This is a genomic window from Rahnella sp. ChDrAdgB13, assembly GCF_017655185.1.
In the GTDB taxonomy this organism is placed as follows: domain Bacteria; phylum Pseudomonadota; class Gammaproteobacteria; order Enterobacterales; family Enterobacteriaceae; genus Rahnella; species Rahnella contaminans.
In genome coordinates this window covers 1-22216 of the sequence record NZ_JAEMGT010000001.1, presented here as the reverse complement: position 1 = coordinate 22216, position 22216 = coordinate 1, and the positions used below count along the sequence as shown (strand labels likewise).

Annotated in this window: 23 protein-coding genes and 1 other RNA gene; 10 read left to right on the top strand and 14 right to left on the bottom strand. The window is 50.0% G+C overall.

Annotated features, from left to right (window positions below):
- Positions 1–101 precede the first annotated feature (101 nt).
- The 5 genes from recO to lepA all read right to left on the bottom strand — a co-directional run bounded on the left by recO (position 102) and on the right by lepA (position 5524).
- Positions 102–836 carry a DNA repair protein RecO gene (recO, locus tag J8X26_RS00120; protein ID WP_152327818.1) on the bottom strand — a complete coding sequence of 245 codons (735 nt, stop codon included), beginning with the start codon at positions 834–836 and terminating at the stop codon, positions 102–104.
- Positions 837–847: 11 nt separating this feature from the next.
- A complete protein-coding gene (gene era / locus J8X26_RS00115) occupies positions 848–1753 on the bottom strand; it encodes a GTPase Era (protein WP_152327817.1) in 906 nt (301 codons plus the stop codon).
- Positions 1750–2430: a ribonuclease III gene (gene rnc, locus J8X26_RS00110; RefSeq protein ID WP_013576719.1), complete on the bottom strand. Its 681-nt coding sequence runs from the start codon at positions 2428–2430 to the stop codon at positions 1750–1752. Before rnc ends, era begins: the two co-directional genes overlap by 4 nt.
- Before the next feature lie 288 nt (positions 2431–2718).
- A complete protein-coding gene (lepB, locus tag J8X26_RS00105; RefSeq protein ID WP_208949867.1) occupies positions 2719–3696 on the bottom strand; it encodes a signal peptidase I in 978 nt (325 codons plus the stop codon).
- 28 nt (positions 3697–3724) lie between these two features.
- Positions 3725–5524, bottom strand: a complete 1800-nt coding sequence (gene lepA, locus J8X26_RS00100) for a translation elongation factor 4 (protein WP_152327815.1) — start codon at positions 5522–5524, stop codon at positions 3725–3727.
- 422 nt (positions 5525–5946) lie between these two features.
- Here lepA and J8X26_RS00095 point away from each other — a divergent pair, with 422 nt between their 5' ends.
- Complete coding sequence (locus J8X26_RS00095; protein ID WP_208949866.1) at positions 5947–6765, top strand: hypothetical protein; 819 nt, start codon at positions 5947–5949, stop codon at positions 6763–6765.
- A 58-nt stretch (positions 6766–6823) separates the two neighbouring features.
- Here J8X26_RS00095 and rseC read toward each other — a convergent pair whose 3' ends face one another.
- Genes rseC through rpoE form a run of 4 tightly spaced genes read right to left on the bottom strand, consistent with a single transcriptional unit; the run spans position 6824 to position 9519 of the window.
- Complete coding sequence (rseC, locus tag J8X26_RS00090; protein ID WP_152327813.1) at positions 6824–7288, bottom strand: SoxR-reducing system protein RseC; 465 nt, start codon at positions 7286–7288, stop codon at positions 6824–6826.
- A 27-nt stretch (positions 7289–7315) separates the two neighbouring features.
- Positions 7316–8266 (bottom strand): sigma-E factor regulatory protein RseB, encoded by a 951-nt coding sequence (gene rseB / locus J8X26_RS00085; RefSeq protein ID WP_152327812.1) that lies wholly within the window; start codon positions 8264–8266, stop codon positions 7316–7318.
- The gene (gene rseA / locus J8X26_RS00080) at positions 8266–8913 is read right to left on the bottom strand and encodes an anti-sigma-E factor RseA (RefSeq protein WP_152327811.1); all 648 of its coding nucleotides are present in this window, start codon (positions 8911–8913) and stop codon (positions 8266–8268) included. The genes rseB and rseA overlap by 1 nt, the downstream gene beginning before the upstream one ends.
- A gap of 30 nt (positions 8914–8943) precedes the next feature.
- On the bottom strand, positions 8944–9519 hold the full coding sequence (rpoE, locus tag J8X26_RS00075; protein ID WP_101075416.1) for an RNA polymerase sigma factor RpoE: 576 nt from the start codon (positions 9517–9519) through the stop codon (positions 8944–8946).
- A gap of 214 nt (positions 9520–9733) precedes the next feature.
- Between rpoE and nadB the strand changes: the two genes are divergently transcribed.
- Positions 9734–11335 (top strand): L-aspartate oxidase, encoded by a 1602-nt coding sequence (gene nadB, locus J8X26_RS00070; RefSeq protein WP_206738866.1) that lies wholly within the window; start codon positions 9734–9736, stop codon positions 11333–11335.
- Between the two features lie 46 nt (positions 11336–11381).
- On the opposite strand, the gene J8X26_RS00065 is transcribed toward nadB, so the two are convergent.
- Complete coding sequence (locus J8X26_RS00065; RefSeq protein WP_374101261.1) at positions 11382–12128, bottom strand: tRNA1(Val) (adenine(37)-N6)-methyltransferase; 747 nt, start codon at positions 12126–12128, stop codon at positions 11382–11384.
- Between the two features lie 156 nt (positions 12129–12284).
- On the opposite strand from J8X26_RS00065, the gene srmB reads away from it, so the two are divergent.
- Complete coding sequence (gene srmB, locus J8X26_RS00060; RefSeq protein WP_208949865.1) at positions 12285–13613, top strand: ATP-dependent RNA helicase SrmB; 1329 nt, start codon at positions 12285–12287, stop codon at positions 13611–13613.
- 87 nt (positions 13614–13700) lie between these two features.
- Here the strand turns inward: srmB and grcA are convergent, their stop codons facing one another.
- On the bottom strand, positions 13701–14084 hold the full coding sequence (gene grcA / locus J8X26_RS00055) for an autonomous glycyl radical cofactor GrcA (protein ID WP_112288177.1): 384 nt from the start codon (positions 14082–14084) through the stop codon (positions 13701–13703).
- Positions 14085–14421: 337 nt separating this feature from the next.
- On the opposite strand from grcA, the gene ung reads away from it, so the two are divergent.
- Positions 14422–15108 (top strand): uracil-DNA glycosylase, encoded by a 687-nt coding sequence (gene ung / locus J8X26_RS00050; RefSeq protein ID WP_152327808.1) that lies wholly within the window; start codon positions 14422–14424, stop codon positions 15106–15108.
- A gap of 56 nt (positions 15109–15164) precedes the next feature.
- Here the strand turns inward: ung and grpE are convergent, their stop codons facing one another.
- The gene (grpE, locus tag J8X26_RS00045) at positions 15165–15752 is read right to left on the bottom strand and encodes a nucleotide exchange factor GrpE (protein ID WP_152327807.1); all 588 of its coding nucleotides are present in this window, start codon (positions 15750–15752) and stop codon (positions 15165–15167) included.
- A 137-nt stretch (positions 15753–15889) separates the two neighbouring features.
- On the opposite strand from grpE, the gene nadK reads away from it, so the two are divergent.
- From nadK to bamE, 3 genes are all read left to right on the top strand, one after another.
- Entirely contained in the window at positions 15890–16768 is an 879-nt protein-coding gene (gene nadK / locus J8X26_RS00040; protein WP_104923140.1) for an NAD(+) kinase, read from the top strand.
- 97 nt (positions 16769–16865) lie between these two features.
- A complete protein-coding gene (gene recN / locus J8X26_RS00035) occupies positions 16866–18527 on the top strand; it encodes a DNA repair protein RecN (protein ID WP_193333205.1) in 1662 nt (553 codons plus the stop codon).
- A 112-nt stretch (positions 18528–18639) separates the two neighbouring features.
- Positions 18640–18984, top strand: coding sequence for an outer membrane protein assembly factor BamE (gene bamE, locus J8X26_RS00030; RefSeq protein WP_152327805.1), 345 nt, complete (start codon positions 18640–18642; stop codon positions 18982–18984).
- A 77-nt stretch (positions 18985–19061) separates the two neighbouring features.
- On the opposite strand, the gene J8X26_RS00025 is transcribed toward bamE, so the two are convergent.
- On the bottom strand, positions 19062–19346 hold the full coding sequence (locus J8X26_RS00025; RefSeq protein ID WP_165059232.1) for an RnfH family protein: 285 nt from the start codon (positions 19344–19346) through the stop codon (positions 19062–19064).
- Entirely contained in the window at positions 19339–19773 is a 435-nt protein-coding gene (locus J8X26_RS00020; protein WP_152327803.1) for a type II toxin-antitoxin system RatA family toxin, read from the bottom strand. The genes J8X26_RS00025 and J8X26_RS00020 overlap by 8 nt, the downstream gene beginning before the upstream one ends.
- A 156-nt stretch (positions 19774–19929) precedes the next feature.
- Here J8X26_RS00020 and smpB point away from each other — a divergent pair, with 156 nt between their 5' ends.
- From smpB to J8X26_RS00005, 3 genes are all read left to right on the top strand, one after another.
- A complete protein-coding gene (gene smpB, locus J8X26_RS00015; protein WP_101075405.1) occupies positions 19930–20412 on the top strand; it encodes an SsrA-binding protein SmpB in 483 nt (160 codons plus the stop codon).
- 49 nt (positions 20413–20461) lie between these two features.
- Positions 20462–20825, top strand: a transfer-messenger RNA (tmRNA) gene (gene ssrA, locus J8X26_RS00010).
- A gap of 192 nt (positions 20826–21017) precedes the next feature.
- Positions 21018–22160, top strand: a complete 1143-nt coding sequence (locus J8X26_RS00005) for an integrase domain-containing protein (RefSeq protein ID WP_208949864.1) — start codon at positions 21018–21020, stop codon at positions 22158–22160.
- Positions 22161–22216 lie beyond the last annotated feature (56 nt).

Sequence of the window (22216 nt, the reverse complement as noted above, 5' to 3'; positions counted from 1 at the left end):
AACAGCTCCAGATTTTTGAATGGATTGATTTAAGAATGGAACAAAAACGTTTTACGCAGTTTACACCTTAGCGGATGTCGGGGTGTAGAGCAGAGTCTGAATTAACCGACAGAATTGTCAGAAGATGAGACGGGCTTTTTAACCTGAAACTGGCGGAACAGCTCACGGCTTTTCAGCGGTTTCCCGCCGAGATACGGCTTCAGCGCCATGCGCGTGAAACGTTTGGCAGCGCGCAAGGTAACGACGTCAAATTCACGGCTGGCGAGGGCTTTTAAATCCCTGCCGGTGAAACTGGAATTGTCGATAACCAGGCTGGCGATAAACCCTTTCTCTTCGCGGTAACGGTAAGTCATGGTGTCACTGACTTCTTCGCCGCTGCCAGCGCAATGCAGAAAATCCACGCCGTAGCCCAGATGGTACAATAGGGATAATTCGAACTGGCGCAGGGCATATTCCGGCGAGCCTGTGGCACCGGCCAGATTTTGCAGGCAATTCAGATAATCGAAGAATAAGGCGGAATAGTTCGCTTCCTGCTCGAGTACGCGGGAAACCAGTTCATTAACGTACAGGCCGCTATAAAGCATCAAACCAGAAAGGGGAAGTGCCAGAGAAACCGGCTCGGCGTTGCGCAGGGTTTTGACTTCTCCGCGACCGCTCCAGCGAACCAGTAAAGGCGTAAAAGGCTGCAGGCAGCCTTTCAGATTGGACCGGCGGCCACGCGCACCTTTAGCCAGTATGCGTACCCGCCCTTGTCCCTCAGTGAAGAGATCCAGCATCAGGCTGGTTTCACTGTAAGGTCGCCCATGCAAAACAAATGCGCGTTGCCAGCCTTCCATAGGCGCGGACCTTATAAGTCGTCTACATAACCCAGGCTGCGCAATGCACGTTCGTCATCTGCCCAGCCGGATTTGACCTTAACCCACAACTCAAGATGGACTTTCGCTTCGAACATGTTTTCCATGTCCTGGCGGGCTTCGATGCCAATCGTCTTGATTTTAGAGCCTTTGTTACCGATAACCATTTTCTTCTGGCCTTCACGTTCTACCAAAATCAGGCCATTGATATCGTAACCACCACGCTCGTTAGTGACGAAACGTTCGATTTCAACGGTGACTGAATACGGCAGCTCTTCGCCCAGGAAACGCATCAGTTTTTCACGGATGATTTCAGAGGCCATAAAGCGCTGTGAACGGTCGGTAATGTAGTCTTCCGGGAAGTGATGAATCGCTTCCGGCAGACGTTTGCGAACCAGAGCAGCGATGGTGTCTACGTTGGTCCCTTTCTCAGCAGAGATAGGCACGATATCGACGAAGTTCATTTGCTCGCTAAGGAACTGCAAATGCGGCAGTAATTTAGATTTATCGGTGACGTTATCAATCTTGTTGATAGCCAGCAGAACCGGCGATTTCAAATCACGCAGTTTGTTGACGACCATTTCGTCATCAGCAGTCCAGTTTGTGCCTTCAACCACGAAGATCACCAGTTCAACATCACCAATTGAGCTGCTTGCAGCACGGTTCATCAGGCGGTTGATTGCACGTTTTTCTTCGATGTGCAGCCCCGGGGTATCCACGTAAATAGCCTGATATGGCCCTTCGGTATGGATGCCCATGATGCGGTGACGCGTGGTTTGTGGTTTGCGTGAAGTAATGGAGATTTTTTGCCCCAATAATTCATTAAGCAATGTAGATTTGCCGACGTTAGGACGGCCTACGATTGCAACAAAACCACAGTAACTTTTTTCTTCGCTCATTCAAGCTCCAGCTGTATCAGCGCTTGTTCCGCTGCCGCCTGCTCGGCTTTTCGGCGACTTGAACCGGTTCCTACAACCGGCTGGTTCAAGCCACTGACCTGGCAGTGGATGGTAAACTCCTGATCGTGCGCTTCACCGCGAACCTGCACAACCAGATAAGAAGGCAACGGCAGATGGCGACCTTGCAAAAACTCCTGTAAACGGGTTTTTGGGTCTTTCTGCTTATCACCGGGACTGATTTCGTCTAAACGACTACGGTACCAATCGAGAATCAGCTTTTCGACGGTCTGGATATCACTGTCCAGGAACACGCCGCCAATGAGTGCCTCCACCGTATCCGCGAGAATTGACTCACGGCGGAAACCACCACTTTTCAATTCGCCCGGCCCTAAACGCAGGCATTCGCCGAGATCGAATTCACGTGCCATTTCAGCTAACGTATTTCCGCGTACCAGCGTGGCACGCATACGACTCATATCGCCCTCGTCTACGCGAGGAAAGCGATGGTACAAAGCGTTAGCAATTACATAACTAAGAATTGAGTCACCCAGGAACTCTAAACGCTCATTGTGCTTACTGCTGGCGCTGCGGTGAGTCAGTGCCTGCAATAAAAGCTCCTGCTGTTGAAAAGTGTAGCCCAGCTTCCGCTGAAGCCTGTTTATTACAATGGGATTCATGAGTTACCAATAGATCAAGAATGCGTCAAAAACTTCAGCATACGGAACAGGCCTGCTTCGCCCTAAGCCAATCCAAAGCTGTTTCGTTTGCAGTGGCTCCCTCTGTTCTTTTGTGTTTTTGTTCTTTTCAAAGAAAAACTAAAAATCAGGGGGCCAACTTTTATCGCCCGAAAGGATATTCTACAACGGGTGAAAATATAATGCTGCGCTAATATAGCCGCCAAAACAGAAGTTGCAGGAGCCATAGCTTCCTGCAACTTGAATTATCGGGCTGCTGACGCCAGCAGATTAATGAATCCCACCAATACGGCTTAAACGAACACCGGTCGGCCATTCACCTTCCTGCTTTTTAAAGCTCATCCAGATTGCAGAGGCTCTGCCCACTAAATTCTGCTCTGGCACGAAGCCCCAATAACGGCTATCGGCACTGTTATCACGGTTGTCGCCCATCATGAAATAATGGCCGGCCGGAACAACCCAGGTTCCCAGAGGCTGACCCGGTTGCTGATAATACGCACCCAGTTGGTCACGCGCGCCAGGCACGGTCAGAATACGGTGAGTCACATTGCCCAGCGTTTCATTGCGTTGCACCAGACGAACGCCGTCCTGCGGAACGTTGCCGGTCGGCGAAGTCTCAAAGAAACCGCTGCTTGCTTCGCCTCCAGAAGACTGGCCGAAAGTCTGTACAAAATCACTGGCTGTGCCCGTGTCGTAAGTCACCGCAAGCGCCGTATTGCAACTCTGTCCATTTTCACAGGCAGGCTGAACGGTCACCTGCTTGCTGAAGGGATCATAGGTTACGCGATCGCCCGGCAGCCCCACTAAACGTTTAATATAGTCAACGCTCGGATCACGCGGGTATTTAAATACCACCACGTCGCCACGTTTTGGTTCGCCAGTCGGAATAAGCTTGGTCTGAGTGATCGGATCTTTCAGACCATAGGCGTATTTTTCCACCACAATGAAATCGCCAATCAACAGCGTTGGCATCATTGAACCGGACGGGATCTGGAAGGGTTCATAAATAAATGAACGCACCACGAACACGACTAACAGTACCGGGAATACAGAAGCACAGGTTTCCACCCAGCCTGGCTGCTTCGCGACCTTGCTCAGCGTGACGTCGTCAACTGCACCGCCAGTTTCGGCCTTAATTTTAGCAATTTTCGCCCGACGTGCGGGTGCCAGCTTGAAACGATCAAGGCACCAGATAATCCCTGATACCAGCGTTGCAATCGCCAGAATCAGGGCAAACATGTTAGCCATGCATACTCCCTACAACTCAATTAAGGATTTATTTGCTGTCTTTGCCTACGTGAAGAATGGCCAGGAACGCTTCCTGTGGTAACTCAACGTTACCCACTTGCTTCATGCGTTTCTTACCATCTTTCTGTTTCTGCAACAGTTTTTTCTTACGGCTTACGTCACCGCCATAACACTTGGCGAGAACGTTTTTACGTAATTGCTTAACCGTCGAACGGGCAATGATGTGAGCACCAATCGCCGCCTGGATTGCAATGTCGAACTGCTGACGCGGGATTAATTCCTGCATCTTCTCAACCAGCTGGCGTCCACGGAACTGTGAGTTGCCACGGTGAGTGATCAGCGCCAGCGCATCCACACGGTCGCCATTGATTAGAACATCAACACGCACCATGTCAGAAGTCTGGAAACGTTTGAAATTGTAATCAAGAGACGCATAACCGCGCGAAGTGGACTTCAGACGGTCAAAGAAATCGAGCACGACTTCCGCCATTGGAATTTCGTAAGTCAGCGCAACCTGATTGCCGTGATAAACCATATTGGTCTGCACGCCACGTTTCTCAATACATAACGTGATCACGCTGCCCAGATATTCCTGCGGCATCAGCATGTGACATTCGGCGATAGGCTCGCGTAATTCGAGAATGTTGTTCAGCGCAGGCAATTTAGAGGGGCTGTCGACATAAACGGTTTCGTTACCGGTGGTCAGGACTTCATACACTACCGTCGGTGCGGTGGTGATCAGATCCAAATCGTATTCACGTTCCAGACGTTCCTGAATGATTTCCATGTGCAGTAAGCCCAGGAAACCACAGCGGAAGCCGAAGCCCAGCGCGGTAGAACTTTCTGGTTCATAGAACAGGGAGGCGTCGTTCAGGCTGAGTTTACCCAGCGCGTCACGGAAGTTTTCATAATCGTCAGAGCTGACCGGGAACAGGCCGGCATAAACCTGAGGCTTCACTTTCTTGAAACCAGGCAACGCTTTGTCTGCAGGCTGACGCGCTAACGTCAGGGTATCGCCTACCGGCGCGCCCAGGATGTCTTTGATCGCGCAAACCAACCAGCCAACTTCGCCGCAGTTCAGGATGTCTTTATCAACACGTTTAGGCGTGAAAATACCCAGACGATCGGCGTTATACACCTGTCCGGTACTCATGACTTTAATTTTGTCGCCTTTTCTCATGGTGCCGTTTTTGATACGCACCAGAGAAACCACGCCAAGGTAGTTATCAAACCAGGAGTCGATGATCAGTGCCTGCAGCGGCGCTTCCGGATCACCTTCCGGCGGCGGAACATCACGAACCAGACGTTCCAGCACTTCTGGCACGCCAACACCGGTTTTCGCCGAGCAACGTACCGCATCGGTCGCATCGATACCCACGATGTCTTCGATTTCCTGTGCAGCGCGATCGGGATCAGCGGCTGGCAAATCGATTTTGTTAAGAACCGGAACCACTTCCAGATCCATTTCCATCGCGGTGTAACAGTTTGCCAGGGTCTGCGCTTCTACGCCCTGACCGGCATCGACCACCAACAACGCACCTTCACAGGCGGCCAGAGAACGGGAAACTTCATAAGAGAAGTCAACGTGCCCCGGGGTGTCGATAAAGTTCAGATGATAAACCTGACCGTCTTTCGCTTTGTAATCGAGGGTAACGCTTTGCGCTTTAATGGTGATGCCGCGTTCACGTTCCAGATCCATTGAATCGAGAACCTGCGCTTCCATTTCACGATCGGACAAGCCACCGCAAATTTGAATAATACGGTCTGACAGCGTCGACTTACCGTGGTCAATGTGGGCAATAATGGAGAAATTTCGTATATGCTTCATTATAAAAGTTTTTCTGCCTTGGTATTTCTGAATCATTCGCCATGAACATACAGCGACGGTTTGTAGGTTGGCTGTCTTTCGCCTAAGTCGCAGCATTCTACATGCCAGCACTGGGAAAACCTAGTCTCGGCACACCCTAACTCCAGATTATGCGAGCTTTCCCATCAGGAAGAGGTCAACTTTTCATTTATTTTCATTTGTCACCTCTTTGCGCCTGCCAGCAACGTCCATTAATCCGAGTCGGGAAAATACAAACGCCTTCTGTTTATTTTAGGAAAATGCCCATATACAAAAACAGACACCGCGACTTAATATATTGTTATAAAAAGAAATAACTCTCCCCCAACCTACTTAGGTTTTAATTACTGTCTTCTTTAAACAACTTTTTTATTTTAATTCAATCCGGTCACAAGGTTAGCGATATGATCAATGAAGGGCGGCTGCTCAGTCAGCATGGCTTTGCCAAAGCCAACTCGTGGATCACTCTGGTCCTGTCAGTTCTGTTACTGATCGGCGGCGCGGTGCAAATTGCATTCCTGCTGGCTTTCGGGCATACCGCAGCCGGGCTGCACAGCGTTGTGCTGTCTGCTTTGCTCAGCATTGCGCTGGGGATTGTCCTCATCATGCTAAGACGCTTCATCCGTCCACATCAAATCTATCAGCTGCATGAAAACGGTATTTTAGTTATAAGCCAGACGGATAAAAAGAATCGTTTTATTCCGTTCGAAAGGATTATAGATATATATCGTTTCAGAACCGGTAAATATACACGTCGCATTTTAAACACGATGATATTTCGTGAAGAAAATAGCAAAACCTGGCATCGAATCACGCCAAACATTGCTCATTCCGAGCGGTTAATTGAAGTTATTAAAAACGAACAACTGATGTTTCGTGGTCCGTGGGCATTAAATACATTGGCTCAGGGTGGCGATATTCTTTTTACCCGTCTGCTCAATTCCCGCTGCGGATTTAAACGGTTTATCAGCTCTAACCTTCTGGCAACGCACGAAAAACGAATCAGGTTGAGCGCGCTGATGCTGACCACGGATGAAGGGAAAACGGTGCCGGTTGAAGACATTCAATTTATCAGCGGTGGCAGCAACAGCCCGCTGATTCGATTGCTGGATAAACACGGCAGGATCCTGTTTTCCGTGCACTATACCTCGCTCTCAAGCGCAGATCTTTTCATCGCGCTGATTGAGCATATGATTCAGAACCGGATACCTGTCAGAAACTAAAAATGCCACTGAATCAAAAGAAACAGTGGCATTTATACGCATCACGAATGGAGAGATTTTAGCTGTCAGCAGAGTAGCGGAATGCATTCGGTGGTAACCCGACCTGCAAGACCACCGGCTGATAACCAGCTTTGCCGTCGACTTTTGCCGCCAGCGCTTTTGCAATCAGGAAGCCCAATCCACCGCCGAGCACAGCACCAATCACTGCATACATATCTTCTTTCAGCAGGGCCTGTAGCAACCCGCCGCCAGCAATGACACCAAACAATGGCGTCATATAAACCAAAAATGCCGAACGAAGAAGGCTTCCCTCGGGGATCCCAAGTTCGACTTTCTGACCCGGTTCCAGACGTTCATTGATGCTGACCTGAAGATTATGCTCGGTTTGTGGCCCTAACTCATTCAATACGCGGGCACCACAACCTGAGCGTGAATGGCAGCTACTGCAACCCGCCTGCGTTTCACAACGCAGCGTTGCAATACCATTTTGCCACGAGATAACTGTGGCCCATTCTTTCATCATGTGATCACCCGTTTTTTTAGTCAAAAGTCATTTTGCGGAGAAGACGATACTGTCAGCAATACGTTTGGCTGTTGAAGGTGGCAATTCTCCGACAACGGTAATTTCATTGCCGTTGCGAATTTCTGTCTGCACCGTTCTGCGCCCCTGCCTGATTAACTGCTCAGAGGGCCCGCTGGTCGTAGAGCTGATATTGACGGAGAAACTGAATAATCCATCAGTATACAGACGTGATTCTATCGTGACGGGCATATTTGGCAAGTTTCTGCGACTGCTTGCCACTTCCGTGACACCCGCCGGAAGCCATTTCACCTGCCAGCTAAATTTCGCCTGCTCGGAAGCAGGTAAAGAAAGCACAGGCGGTAAACTTGCTTTTTCCAAATCAGCCAGCATGCCAATGGCTTGCTTTCCATCATCAAAACTGATGACACGGAACTGCTCCAGTGTTTCACCGTCTCTGTCTAACAGATCAACACGCATAGGCAATTTCGTCTGCTCGTCCACCCAGATGACATAGCTGAAACGCGTACCATCCCGCGAAACAACGCGGATAACCTGACTCAGGCGATCGGCAGCACGGGCGCGACCTACGGCAATAAAGTCGTAGTATTTTGAAAGCAGGGAGAAATCACTGAAAACGATGGAAGGAAGGGAATCAACGATATGATCGCCATCCAGAGTGAAAGGCTGTAACCCGGTCTCAAAGTAGCTGATGTCTTTTCCACGCTGGACAATTTCACGGCGCGGCCCATCCATCAGAACCAGCTGAGCGAGTAAGACTTCCTTCGAGACAGCATGACGATAGCGAAAGGAGTCAATCCCCTGCTTCGTGATGTTGATAAAACCCATTTCATAATTCAGCGACTGGCTGGCTTTACCCATTTCTTGTAATAACGCCTCGGAAGTCGGTTCTGCCGAGGCGATACTTGAAGAAAGCAGGCTGCCCGTCGCTAAACAAACGGCAAACCAAAATTGCTTCATTACTGCGTTTGCGTTCCTAAAGACTGAGTTCCGGGGACCTGAACAGCAGCTTGCTGCGGCGTGATCGGTTCGAGCTGAAGCTGCTCAGAGTGCAAGCGGCGCTGCAGTTCGTAATCCTGCAACATAGCATTGATGCGTTTACGTTGCTCCTGCACATTTTGTTGCCCGCTGGTGGTATTGCCTTCATTTGGCACGCCGAAGCTCACCGGAGAAGCTTTACCCATCATAGGCAACGTATTGAACGCAGGAGTTTCCGGAGAAGCACCCGTTGCGTCAGGCTGATTGTAGTGCTGCACACCCACAATCACGGCCAGAGACACACACGCGGCCACACCAATCTGGGTCAGCTGGCTCGCCCAAGGACGAACTTTGTGCCAGAAAGGCATTTTCTGCCAGGTATGAGGCTGAGGCTGCGATTCTGTAGCAGAACCCGGCACCAGTTTAACCGGCTCGTTTGCCAGCGCTGCGGCCACACGGTCTGCGATATCCAGATGCACCACATTCCCAATATCACCGCGTAAGGTATCGCGGATCAAATGATAACTCTGCCAGCTTTGCTGAAGCTTATTATCCGTTGATAAAGAACTTAACAGTTCTGAATCAATCGCTTCACCATCCATCAGAGCGGAAAGCTTTTCTTTCTGCATGCCTAAGTACCCTTCCTGTGTCCGTCATCTCTAACGCTGGATGAGCGGTTGAACTTTGTTATCAATTGCTTCCCGGGCACGGAATATACGGGATCTAACCGTACCCACCGGACAATCCATGATGGCAGCTATTTCTTCATAGCTCAGCCCATCCAACTCCCTCAAGGTAATCGCCATGCGAAGATCTTCAGGAAGCGCTTCAATAGTACGGAAAACTATCTGTCGTAACTCTTCAGACAACATCAAGTTCTCTGGGTTCGAAATTTCTTTCAGGGCACCACCACTTTCGAAGTTTTCGGCTTCATTTGCGTCGACGTCACTTGAAGGCGGACGTCGTCCCTGAGCAACCAGATAATTTTTCGCTGTGTTGACTGCAATACGGTACAACCAGGTATAAAAAGCACTGTCGCCGCGGAAAGATTCCAGCGCGCGATACGCTTTAATAAAAGATTCCTGAACCACGTCAGGCACATCGCCCTGTGGCACATAGCGGGATACAAGGCTCGCTACCTTATGCTGGTAACGAACAACCAGTAAATTGAACGATTTTTGATCACCCTTCTGGACCCGCTCAACCAGAACTTGATCGGCTAACTGCTCGCTCATCCGAGGTAAAATCTCCCCAAAACCATCTCCGCGCTTAAAGTCGTACTGCCAGCTTTCATCATTATATTCCTGAGCAAGTACTGCTTGGAGTTCACATGAAACATAAAGTTCCACATCGCCATTGTTTTTTCTATTGAAGTCTCATGCCCGTGGCTTTTTCACGGAGGTTTAGGCTAACATGAATTTCCCTCTTCTTCTGCAAACATCATACGTTATGCAACCTTCATCTGAATTTGTTAGCGATGTATTGATAATCGGAAGTGGCGCTGCGGGCCTTTCTCTGGCTTTGCGACTTGCAGACCACTGTCACGTCACTGTTCTCAGTAAGGGCCCGCTCAACGAAGGCTCAACGTTTTACGCACAGGGCGGGATCGCCGCCGTTTTCGACGAAACAGACAGCATTGCCTCACACGTTGATGACACATTAGTTGCCGGCGCAGGTTTGTGCGATAAAGAAGCGGTGGAATTTATCGCCAGCAACGCACGTCATTGTGTCCAGTGGTTGATCGACCAGGGCGTGCTGTTTGATACCGAAACTAACGCGAGTTCAGAAGAGCGTTATCATCTGACGCGCGAGGGCGGTCACAGCCACCGTAGGATCCTGCATGCTGCTGATGCTACAGGTAAAGAAGTAGAGACTACGCTGGTTGGGAAAGCAAGGGCGCACGCCAATATTTGCGTTAAAGAACGCTATAATGCGGTTGATTTAATTACTTCAAGCAAACTCGGATTACCGGGCACACAACGCGTCGTCGGTGCTTATGTCTGGAACCGTGATAAAGAGCACGTGGAAACACTGCGGGCCAAAGCGGTTGTGCTGGCCACTGGCGGTGCAGCGAAGGTCTATCAGTACACCACGAATCCGGATATCTCTTCCGGTGATGGCGTGGCGATGGCGTGGCGTGCAGGCTGTCGTGTGGCCAATCTGGAATTTAATCAGTTTCATCCGACCTGCCTGTATCACCCGCAGGCGCGTAACTTCCTGCTGACTGAAGCTTTGCGTGGCGAAGGTGCTCTGCTCAAACGCCCTGACGGCTCACGATTTATGCCTGATTTCGATGCACGTGGCGAACTGGCACCGCGTGATGTAGTGGCGCGGGCAATCGACCATGAAATGAAGCGTCTTGGCGCGGACTGCATGTATCTTGATATCAGCCATCGTCCGCCGGAATTCATCAAGCATCATTTCCCGATGATTGATGAAAAGCTGCAAACACTGGGCATCGACCTGACCAAACAACCAATTCCGATTGTACCTGCTGCGCATTACACCTGCGGCGGTGTCATGGTGGATCAGCACGGGCGTACCGATCTCGACGGTTTGTATGCGATTGGCGAAGTCAGCTACACCGGTCTGCATGGCGCAAACCGCCTGGCGTCTAACTCACTGCTGGAATGTGTGGTGTATGGCTGGTCTGCGGCGGAGGACATCATTAAGCGCCTGCCTCACGCAAAACTGGCGAAAAACATTCCGCAATGGGATGAAAGCCGGGTGGACAATTCCGATGAGCAGGTGGTTATCCAGCATAACTGGCATGAACTGCGCCTGTTTATGTGGGACTACGTGGGAATTGTGCGCACGACCAAACGCCTTGAGCGTGCCCTGCGTCGCATCATGACGCTGCAACAGGAAATTGACGAGTATTACGCCAACTTCCGTATTTCTAATAATCTGCTGGAATTGAGAAATCTGGTACTGGTGGCTGAACTCATCGTCCGCAGCGCACTGGAACGTAAAGAAAGCCGCGGGCTGCACTTCACGCTAGATTATCCCGATTTAGAGGAAAACCCTCAGCCGACAATCTTGCAGCCTTAGTCGCTAAAAAGTGCGAAGGAACGCACTTTAAAAGATACAAAATCCGTCAGTAATTCAGATAAAAATCCGCAATCAGCGCGCAGAACGCTTCGCTGTAAATACCTTCAGATTTCCGTAAATCCAGTTCCACTTCCTCTCTCTCAACGGGCTGCTTCGATAACGTCAGTAACAGGCGGTTAAGGGGTTTTCCCGGACGATCGCGCACGGCCATCCGCCATGCGCTGAACCAGCCCTGCGGATGCGCCAGCGTTTCAAATGCCAGGCCAATGTCATAAGGCAGCACAACACTGAATAATCCTTGCGGCGTAATCAGCTTTCCGGCGCATTCAAGCAGCGATGCGTGTGTGAGGGTTTCGGTATAACGGGCCGCATTTCGCGCTTCATCCCGGCAGGCTACCGCCGATTCAAAATAAGGCGGATTGCTGACAATCAGATCATACTCAGCCGGATGCTGCCGTGCATAATCATTAATATCCTGCGCGAATACAGACAGTCGTTGTGTCCAGATAGATTCGCCAAAATTTTCCGCAGCTTGTTCAGCAGCGGCAGGTTCGAGTTCAACGGCATCAATAGCGGTTTGAGGGTCACTACGCTGAGCCAGCATTATGGCAATAAGGCCGCTGCCGCAGCCGATATCCAGAATGCGTTTAGCCCCGCTGACGGGAGCCGTCGCGCCCAGCAGAACACCATCGGTACCAACTTTCATCGCGCAGCGGTCATGCGCGACGAAAAACTGTTTAAAGGTAAACCCGTTGCGCCGCAAAGGCCGGGCCGAACTGACTTCTTTTGCCACTCATTTCACCGTAATTACGCCGGCCATCAGGCCTCTGAACGAAAACTGTCGTAGCATAGGGTAAAGAGATGTGGAGGAAAAGGCACGTAAACCGCTTAAATAGGTGAAGATCGCGTCTAACACGTCTATAATCGGCGCCCCAAGTAGAGGTAGACCATGACTGTAACCACTTTTTCCGAACTCGAACTCGATGAACGCCTGATTGACGCCTTAGGCGACAAAGGCTATAGCCGCCCGACTGTCATACAGGCAGAGGCAATTCCGCCAGCAATGGACGGACGCGATGTGTTGGGTTCGGCTCCTACCGGCACCGGCAAAACCGCGGCATTCCTGTTGCCAGCCTTGCAGCATTTGCTGGATTTCCCGCGTAAGAAATCTGGTCCTCCCCGTATTCTGATCCTCACGCCAACCCGTGAACTTGCCATGCAGGTTGCTGAACAGGCGCGTGAGCTGGCAAAACATACCGATCTGGATATCGCGACGATCACCGGCGGTGTCGCATATATGAACCACGCCGAAGTGTTCAGCGAAAACCAGGATATCGTCGTTGCGACGACCGGCCGTTTGCTGCAATACATCAAAGAAGAAAACTTTGACTGCCGTGCAATTGAAACGCTGATCCTAGACGAAGCCGACCGCATGCTGGACATGGGTTTTGCTCAGGATATCGAAACGATTTCTGCCGAAGCACGCTGGCGTAAACAGACGTTGCTGTTCTCCGCAACGCTGGAAGGGGAAGCCATCCGTGAATTCGCAGAACGCATTCTGGCTGAACCGGTAGAAATTGAAGCCGATCCGTCACGCCGCGAGCGCAAAAAAATCCTGCAATGGTATTACCGTGCTGATGATCTGGCGCATAAAACCCAGATGCTCATCCATTTGCTGAAACAGGAAGACGTTACTAAATCAGTGATCTTCGTGCGTAAGCGCGAGCGTGTGCATGAGCTGGTTGCCTGGCTGCGTGAGGCAGGGATTAACTCCTGCTACCTGGAAGGCGAAATGGTACAGGTTAAACGTACCGAAGCCGTGAAACGTATGGTCGAAGATCGCGTTAACGTGCTGGTTGCCACCGATATTGCTGCCCGAGGTCTGGATATTAACGACATCAGCCACGTCTTCAACTTTGACCTGCCGCTGACCGCTGATATCTATTTGCACCGTATCGGCCGTACCGGTCGTGCTGGCCGCAAAGGCACCGCGATCTCCTTTGTGGAAGCGCATGACCATCTGCTGCTCGGTAAAATCGGTCGTTACCTGAACGAACCGCTGAAAGCACGCGTGCTCGAAGGCTTCCGTCCTAAGACCAAAGCACCTAACGAAAAAGTCACCGGTAAACCCTCGAAGAAAGTGCTGGCGAAACGCAAAGAGAAGCAGAAAGCGGATCAGGAAAAATCAAAGGTGAAAGTGAAAGTTCGCCATCGTGACAGCAAAAACGTTGGTAAGCGCCGCGTTAAACCTGACGCTGCGAAAGACGCATCCAAATAAAGCCTGATTTGATGCAAAGAAAAACCGCCCCGAAAGGCGGTTTTTTTATATCCGTCAATCACAGGAACCTGAAAGGCTCAGCAGCGATTACAGGCTTTCAGTGAAGGTACGGGTAATGACGTCACGCTGCTGTTCAGCAGTCAGTGAGTTGAAACGTACCGCATAGCCAGACACACGAATAGTCAGCTGTGGGTATTTTTCAGGATGTTTCACTGCATCTTCCAGAGTTTCACGGCGCAGTACGTTAACATTCAGGTGCTGACCGCCTTCCACGCGCACGGTTGGCTGAACTTCCATTGGCACTTCACGGTATTCGAATTTGCCAAGATCGCTGACAGCTACGATCTGGTCTTCCGCAAAACCCGCTTTAGCACATACACAACGCGCTTCAGCTTTTTCATCGTCGAGCAGCCAGAAAGAGTTTTTCAGCGCTTCGTTGTCAGTTTTAGTAATTTGGATCCCGGTGATCATATGTTGCCTCCAAGTTGGCTACGATACTGTTAAATGATTGATGTCAGGCCGGACCACAACCTGTTTTCCTGTTGTCAGATATAACAGCAGAGCACCCCGCATTCTTTGATAAATATCAATCTTTTCCGTGTGGGTATTTCCAACCCTCAGCATATTTATGTTTTATATCAATTTTTCCAAGGTGGCCGGTTAAATTATTTTTGTAAATTATCAACAAATTTTGCATAGAACGTTAAGTTGCAGATAAACATCGGTAAAAGCTCACGCGGGTTTCACTCAGCAGGATGAGCAGGTAAGCTACTGCCAGTTTAAAATTACCCTCAAAAGGAGAGCGTCAATGTCCACTACTCTCACCTGGCATGACGTGATTGGTCAGGAAAAAGAACAGCCCTATTTCGTTGATACCTTGAAGTTTGTCGCAGCTGAACGCGCAGCGGGCAAAACTATATATCCGCCACAGCAGGATGTGTTTAACGCCTTCCGCTCCACTGAGCTGGCAGACGTCAAGGTGGTGATCCTGGGTCAGGATCCTTACCACGGTCCCAATCAGGCTCATGGTTTATCTTTTTCCGTACGCCCTGGGATCCCTGCTCCGCCTTCTTTAGTGAACATGTACAAAGAACTGGCCACTGATATTCCCGGCTTCGAACGACCGTCTCACGGCTATCTGCAAAGCTGGGCCGATCAGGGCGTGCTGCTGCTGAACACGGTGTTGACCGTTGAAGGCGGTCAGGCGCATTCCCATGCCAAACTGGGCTGGGAAACCTTCACCGACAAAGTCATAGCCGCGCTGAACGAAAACCGTGAAGGGATTGTATTCTTGCTTTGGGGCTCTCATGCACAAAAGAAAGGCAACATTATTGACCGCAACCGCCACCATGTTTTGAAAGCGCCGCACCCTTCTCCGCTTTCGGCACATCGCGGTTTTCTGGGATGTAAGCACTTCTCGCAGGCGAATGCTTTACTGGAACAACAAGGTCTGGCACCGATTGACTGGGTACCAGTATTACCCGAACAGGCATAAAAAAGAGGCACCCGCGAAGGTGCCTCTTTCGTCATATCAGTCTGTGAAAAACAGAATCAGGCTTTGGCTTTTGAAACCGCAACCATTGCAGGGCGTAACAGACGGCCGTTCAGAGTGTAACCCTTCTGCATCACCATCATCACGTGATTAGGTTCCAGCTCTTCTGATTCCATCATCGTCATCGCCTGATGCAGTTCCGGATTGAAAGGCACGTGGATATCGCTCACCACTTCCATACCGAATTTGCGCACAGCATCCAGCAGAGATTTCAGGGTCAGCTCGACACCTTCAATCAAACCTGCCAGCTCTGAATTGGATTTATCAGCCAGATCCAGAGCACGTTCCAGATTATCGATAACTGGCAGCAGCTCACCGGAGAATTTCTCCAGAGCGAATTTATGCGCTTTCTCGATATCTTGCTCAGTACGGCGACGGATGTTTTCCACTTCCGCTTTGGCACGCAGCAGGCTGTCACGCTCACGCTGCTGGAGTTCTTTCAGTTGTGCTTCCAGTTCAGCAATACGTTCATCGCGCGGGTCAACGACATCTGCCGCCTGAGTTTCCGCTTCCGCATGCAGCTCTTGTTCCTGATTCAGTTCTTCAGAGACTTGCTCGTCAGGTGTCTTATGTTCTTTACTACTCATGAATCTCTCCGCGTTTTAGCATTAATCTTGCTAGTTGGCTTATTATGGGGATCAAAACCGGGGTTTCAAGGTTTGGTTTTGAATGAAACCGGTCATAATGCAGGTGTCATCACACCCTGCTGAGGATAACCACAGCGATGAATAAAAAATTTGAGTGCATTGGGATCGTCGGGCACCCACGCCATCCTTCGGCACTTGCCACCCATGAAATGCTTTACCATTGGTTAATCTCAAAAGGTTATCAGGTCGTCGTTGAACGGCAGGTGGCACAGGATTTAGCCCTGGAAGGCGCACAAACCGGCAGCCTGGCGGAGATTGGCAAACTGGCCGATCTTGCCGTTGTAGTTGGCGGTGACGGTAATATGCTGGGCGCCGCGCGCGTTCTGGCACGCTATGACATCAAAGTCATCGGCATTAACCGCGGAAATCTCGGTTTTCTGACCGATCTTGATCCGGATAACGCCCTTCAGCAACTCGATGATGTTCTGCAGGGCGAATACATCAGCGAACAGCGTTTCCTGCTGGAGGCCATGGTACGCTGCAAAGACCAGCAATGTCGCGTGAGCACGGCCATTAATGAAGTCGTTCTCCATCCGGGGAAAGTCGCGCACATGATTGAATTTGAAGTCTATATTGACGACAAATTCGCCTTCTCTCAACGCTCCGACGGTTTGATTATTTCAACCCCGACCGGTTCTACCGCCTATTCTCTTTCAGGTGGCGGCCCTATCCTTACACCGACGCTTGAAGCTATCGCGCTGGTGCCAATGTTCCCGCACACGCTTTCCGCGCGCCCGCTGGTCATCAATAGCAGCAGCACCATTTGTCTGCGTTTTTCACATATGAGCAATGATCTGGAAATCAGCTGTGACAGCCAGATCGCCCTTCCCATCCAGCCGGGTGAAGAAGTGGTGATCCGCCGAAGTGAATTCCATCTCAACTTAATCCATCCAAAGGATTACAGTTATTTCAATACATTAAGCACCAAACTCGGATGGTCAAAAAAACTCTTCTGATTTGATAAAAAATAGTTCGCCAGCCCCTTTACTGTATATAAAACCAGTTTATACTGTATGTAATTACAGGTCTGTTGTTATGTACAGGAAGGTGATCATGCTGGCGCAATTAACTATCAGTAACTTTGCCATTGTCCGTGAATTAGAAATCGATTTTCATGCCGGTATGACGGCAATCACCGGCGAAACCGGTGCAGGTAAATCCATTGCTATTGACGCACTGGGCCTTTGCCTGGGCAACCGCGCCGATGGCAGCATGGTTCGCCTTGGCGCAAGCCGTGCAGATATTTGCGCTCGTTTCACCCTTGCCGATACACCTTCCGCAAAACACTGGCTGGCCGATAATCAGCTGGATGAAGGGCATGATTGCCTGCTGCGCCGCACGATCAGCAGCGATGGTCGCTCACGTGGCTTTATCAACGGAACGCCTGTGCCGTTGTCCCAACTGCGCGAACTGGGCCAGCATCTTATTCAGATTCACGGCCAGCACGCCCATCAGCTTCTGCTCAAACCTGAGCATCAGAAAGACCTGCTCGATGCATATTCAGACCAGCCTTTGTTACTGGCAGAAATGCGCACCGCTTACCAGAACTGGCACCAAAGCTGCCGCCATCTGGCACAATATCAGCAGCAGATGAATGAGCGTGAATCACGCCGCCAGCTCCTGCAATACCAGTTAAAAGAGCTCAATGAGTTTTCCCCTCAGCCGGGTGAATACGAGCAAATTGATGAAGAATATAAGCGTCTGGCGAACAGCGGACAGCTGTTGTCTCTCAGCCAGAGTGCTCTGTATTTGCTGGCCGATGGTGAAGAACAGAATATTGTCAGCATGCTCTACACCGCCCGTAATCAGTTAACTGAACTGGCTGAACTCGACAGCAAAATGAACGAGCTGATCATTATGCTGGATGAGGCCTCGATTCAGGTTAGCGAAGCCAGCGACGAACTGCGTCATTACAGCGAACGTCTGGATATGGATCCAAACCGCTTGTACGAACTGGAACAGCGCCTGTCCCGCCAGATGAACCTCGCACGTAAGCATCATGTCAGCGCTGAAGAGCTGCCAGAATTGCATCGTCAGTTACTGGAAGAACAAAAGGCACTGGATGAGCAGGAAACGAATCAGGCCGAGCTTAGCGAAGCGGTACAACGTCATTATCAGAAGGCCGTGACCATTGCCGAACAACTTCACGAAAAACGCCAGTATTTTGCTGATGAATTAACGCAACTGATCACGCAAAGTATGCAGGCACTGTCCATGCCGCACGGTAAATTTAAAATTCAGGTTCAGTTCGAGCCTGAACATCTAAGCATCGAAGGTGCGGATCGCCTGGAATTCCAGGTTACGACTAACCCGGGCCAACCTCTTCAGGCACTGGCTAAAGTGGCATCCGGCGGTGAGCTGTCGCGTATCGCGTTGGCGATTCAGGTCATTACTGCACAAAAAATGGAAACTCCGGCACTGATCTTTGATGAAGTGGACGTCGGTATCAGCGGACCAACTGCCGCAATTGTCGGCCGCCTGTTACGCCAATTGGGTGAATCGACACAAGTAATGTGCGTAACTCACCTACCTCAGGTTGCAGGATGTGGTCATCAGCATTATTTTGTCAGCAAGGAAACCGACGGCGAAGTGACAGAAACCCAAATGAATCGTCTTGATAAGAAGGCGCGTTTGCAGGAACTGGCACGCTTGCTGGGCGGAAGTGAAGTCACCCGAAACACGTTAGCCAATGCAAAAGAGTTGCTCGCAGCGTAAAAAGCTCAACTTTTTTACATTTAAGCGGTCATACAGGTGCCCCGCAAAGGTTTCAAACTGATGAAAGGTCTATTATCATCGGCATCTTATGCCCTAAAGGAATGTAATGACTATGCGCTGTAAAACGCTAACTGCCGCCGCTGTAGCTCTTCTAATGCTTACTGCGGGCTGTTCCACTCTGGAAAAGGTGGTTTATCGGCCTGACATCAATCAGGGGAACTACTTGTCTCCTGCTGATGTACAAAAAATTCATACCGGCATGACTAAGCAACAAGTTGCTTATGTTCTTGGCACGCCGATGTTGCACGACCCGTTTGGCAGTGATGTTTGGTATTACGTGTTCCGTCAGGAGCCAGGTCATGAAGGTATAACTCAGCAAACATTAACGCTGACCTTCAACCAGGGTGGCGAGCTGACCAACATCGATAACAAACCGAAGTTGAACGATCAGCAATAAATCGCCCGGGTGTGATGGTCGTTGGTAGCTACCAAAAATCATCTTTCAGGGTAAAAAAATAAGGCGCCTCAGGCGCCTTATTTTTTTGAACGTTCGGCACGAATACGCCGCAGCTCTTTCGGATCCGCAATCAGCGGCCGGTAAATTTCAATCCGATCACCGTCGCTCACCGTGTCCACCAATTTTACGGGCCGGCTGTAAATCCCCAGCTTGTTCTTCTTTAAATCAATGTCCTGACGCAGTTCAAGCAAGCCAGAAGCAATAACCGCCTGTTCAACATTGCTGCCTTCTTCCAGTTTGACGGTTCTCAGGTACTGACGTTCTGGCAACGCATAGACCACTTCAACGCGGATTTCAGGCACTGTAGACCTCTTTTGCACGTAAAGTGAACGCCTGAACCATGCTTCCTGCCAGCTCTTTGAAGATTTTACCGAACGCGAGCTCAATCAGCTTATTCGTAAATTCGAAATCCAGACTGAGCTGAACTTTGCACGCTTCAGGGCTCAGTTCGATGAAATCCCATCCGCCGGTTAGCTTCCGGAAAGGGCCATCAACCAGCTGCATATCAATACGTTTATTGCTTATCAGCGTATTTTTCGTGGTAAACGTTTTACTGATGCCTGCTTTAGAAACATCGACAGCGGCTGTCATCGACGTGTCACTGTTTTCTAAAATCCGACTGCCGGTACAACCGGGCAGAAATTGCGGGTAAGCATCGACATCATTAACCAGGGTGTACATCTGTTCCACGCTGAACGGCACAAGCGCAGAACGACTTATCTGTGGCATATCATTTTCCAGGAGTCATAAAACGTACAGATAATACCATTTATCTGCGCGGTAATAAAAACTACGAAGCATAGCGCGCCACAAACAGGAAAAACATCTGACTCTGACCGCGTGGGGATTTCATTCGGCATCGCTTACAGTATAATAAGTGTCACTATGACAAAGAAAAAAGCACATAAACCCGGTTCCGCGACTATCGCGATGAACAAACGCGCTCGCCATGAATACTTCATCGAAGATGAGATCGAGGCGGGGCTTGCTTTGCAGGGATGGGAAGTCAAATCGATGCGCGCTGGAAAAGCAAACATCACTGACAGCTATGTCACATTCCGCGACGGTGAAGCCTTTTTATTCGGCGCAACCATTCAACCTCTCAACGTGGCGTCAAGTCATGTGGTTTGTGATCCGACCCGCACAAGAAAATTACTGCTGAACAAACGTGAGTTAGAAACGCTGTTCGGTAAAGTGACACGCGATGGTTACACCGTCGTCGCGCTTTCTATGTACTGGAAAAATGCCTGGTCGAAAGTGAAAATCGGCCTGGCAAAAGGTAAGAAAGAGCACGACAAGCGCGATGACATTAAAGATCGTGAATGGAAAGTAGACAAAGCACGTATCATGAAGAACTCAAACCGCTAAGTCTCTGGCTTAACATACAGTTTTTCTGATATACTGCTAAATAGTACTTGGGGCTGATTCTGGATTCGACGGGATTTGCGAAGCCCAAGGAGCATGCCGAGGGGCGGTTGGCCTCGTAAAAAGCCGCAAAAAAATAGTCGCAAACGACGAAAACTACGCCCTAGCAGCTTAATACCCTGCTTAGAGCCCTCTCTCCCTAGCCTCCGCTCTTAGGACGGGGATCAAGAGAGGTCAAACCCAAAAGAGATCGCGTGGACACCTTGCCTGGGGTGAAAGCGTTAAACCCAATCAGGATAGTTTGTTAGTGGCGTGTCCATCCGCAGCTAACCGGCGAATGTAAAGATTGGACTAAGCATGTAGTGCCGACGGTATAGTAATTTCGGACGGGGGTTCAAATCCCCCCAGCTCCACCAAATAATGATCCGGTTATTACCAGATAAGTCCGGAGAAGTCCTGAAAGCCCGCATCCCTTCTAGGTTTGCGGGCTTTTTTGTGTCTGTAGAAGTCCGAGAAGATCCGCCTGAAACCGGCGTCTATTGGTATACGAATTGGTATACGCTAAGATATATACCAATAAACGTATACCAATTAGGGAAGATCCTTGCATGGCGCGGACTACACGCCCCCTCACCCACACCGAAGTACAAAAAGCCAAAGCCACCGATAAAGATCTCACCTTGCATGACGGCGACGGGCTCTTTCTCCTGGTCAAAACCACCGGCAAGAAAATTTGGCGTTTCCGCTATCAGGTTCCTAACACATCAAAACGCACCATGATCAGCCTTGGCGCTTACCCTGCACTTTCACTGGCAGATGCCAGAGAAGTGCGTGCAGAGAAGCTTGCGATGTTAGTCCGAGGGATTGATCCACAAGCAAGAGCTGGCGAAGAAGCTGAGAAGCTCCAAATCGCTCAGGAAAGTATTTTCGTTAATGTTGCACGTAAATGGTTCGAGCTGAAACAAAGTCACGTCAGCGCTGACCATGCTAAAGATATCTGGCGTTCTATTGAGAAAGACATCCTGCCCAGTATTGAAAATGTTCCTGTTCAGGAGCTGAAAGCACGCACTTTGATCCAGGTGTTAGAGCCTATCAGAGCACGTGGAGCATTAGAGACTGTGAGAAGGTTAGTACAGCGCATCAATGAAATTATGATTTATGCAGTGAACGTTGGACTGATTGAGGCAAATCCAGCTTCAGGCATAGGCAATGCTTTCGAGCGCCCGAAGAAGCAGCACATGCCTACAATTCGCCCCGAAGAACTGCCCAAGCTAATGCGCACTATTTCGATGAGTAACTTATCGATACCAACCCGCTGCCTGCTTGAATGGCAGCTACTGACGCTCATACGCCCTGCTGAAGCATCGGCAACAGCCTGGTCAGAGATCGATATAGAGAATAAACAATGGTGTATTCCGGCAGAACGAATGAAGGCGAAGCGTGACCACATAGTACCTCTCTCAGAACAAGCTTTAGAGCTTTTGGACATAATGCGTCCAATTAGCGGGAATCGTCAGTACGTTTTCCCTAGCAGAAATGACCCACGTAGGCCAATGAACAGCCAAACTGCCAATGCGGCTTTAAAGCGGATTGGTTACGCTGGAAAACTGGTAGCACATGGCTTGCGTTCCATAGCAAGCACTGCTATGAATGAGGCTAATTTCAATGCAGACGTTATTGATGCGTATTCTGGCGAAGGTGAACGGTCGTTCCGGAGGAACGTGAACGCGTTATCTCCTAACGCGCCCTAACTTCTTTTTATTACACCGAGCGTTCACTTTCAGTCAACCTGAGCCAGTCGTTTTCT

Coding starts and splice junctions, on each gene's coding strand:
- recO (WP_152327818.1), bottom strand. CDS start 836: ATGGAAGGCTGGCAACGCGCATTTGTTTTGCATGGGCGACCTTACAGT.
- nadK (WP_104923140.1), top strand. CDS start 15,890: ATGAATAAAAAATTTGAGTGCATTGGGATCGTCGGGCACCCACGCCAT.
- ung (WP_152327808.1), top strand. CDS start 14,422: ATGTCCACTACTCTCACCTGGCATGACGTGATTGGTCAGGAAAAAGAA.
- rseC (WP_152327813.1), bottom strand. CDS start 7,288: ATGATGAAAGAATGGGCCACAGTTATCTCGTGGCAAAATGGTATTGCA.
- J8X26_RS00095 (WP_208949866.1), top strand. CDS start 5,947: ATGATCAATGAAGGGCGGCTGCTCAGTCAGCATGGCTTTGCCAAAGCC.
- rnc (WP_013576719.1), bottom strand. CDS start 2,430: ATGAATCCCATTGTAATAAACAGGCTTCAGCGGAAGCTGGGCTACACT.
- grpE (WP_152327807.1), bottom strand. CDS start 15,752: ATGAGTAGTAAAGAACATAAGACACCTGACGAGCAAGTCTCTGAAGAA.
- recN (WP_193333205.1), top strand. CDS start 16,866: ATGCTGGCGCAATTAACTATCAGTAACTTTGCCATTGTCCGTGAATTA.
- J8X26_RS00020 (WP_152327803.1), bottom strand. CDS start 19,773: ATGCCACAGATAAGTCGTTCTGCGCTTGTGCCGTTCAGCGTGGAACAG.
- era (WP_152327817.1), bottom strand. CDS start 1,753: ATGAGCGAAGAAAAAAGTTACTGTGGTTTTGTTGCAATCGTAGGCCGT.
- grcA (WP_112288177.1), bottom strand. CDS start 14,084: ATGATCACCGGGATCCAAATTACTAAAACTGACAACGAAGCGCTGAAA.
- lepB (WP_208949867.1), bottom strand. CDS start 3,696: ATGGCTAACATGTTTGCCCTGATTCTGGCGATTGCAACGCTGGTATCA.
- J8X26_RS00005 (WP_208949864.1), top strand. CDS start 21,018: ATGGCGCGGACTACACGCCCCCTCACCCACACCGAAGTACAAAAAGCC.
- rpoE (WP_101075416.1), bottom strand. CDS start 9,519: ATGAGCGAGCAGTTAGCCGATCAAGTTCTGGTTGAGCGGGTCCAGAAG.
- rseB (WP_152327812.1), bottom strand. CDS start 8,266: ATGAAGCAATTTTGGTTTGCCGTTTGTTTAGCGACGGGCAGCCTGCTT.
- smpB (WP_101075405.1), top strand. CDS start 19,930: ATGACAAAGAAAAAAGCACATAAACCCGGTTCCGCGACTATCGCGATG.
- nadB (WP_206738866.1), top strand. CDS start 9,734: ATGCAACCTTCATCTGAATTTGTTAGCGATGTATTGATAATCGGAAGT.
- srmB (WP_208949865.1), top strand. CDS start 12,285: ATGACTGTAACCACTTTTTCCGAACTCGAACTCGATGAACGCCTGATT.
- lepA (WP_152327815.1), bottom strand. CDS start 5,524: ATGAAGCATATACGAAATTTCTCCATTATTGCCCACATTGACCACGGT.
- bamE (WP_152327805.1), top strand. CDS start 18,640: ATGCGCTGTAAAACGCTAACTGCCGCCGCTGTAGCTCTTCTAATGCTT.
- rseA (WP_152327811.1), bottom strand. CDS start 8,913: ATGCAGAAAGAAAAGCTTTCCGCTCTGATGGATGGTGAAGCGATTGAT.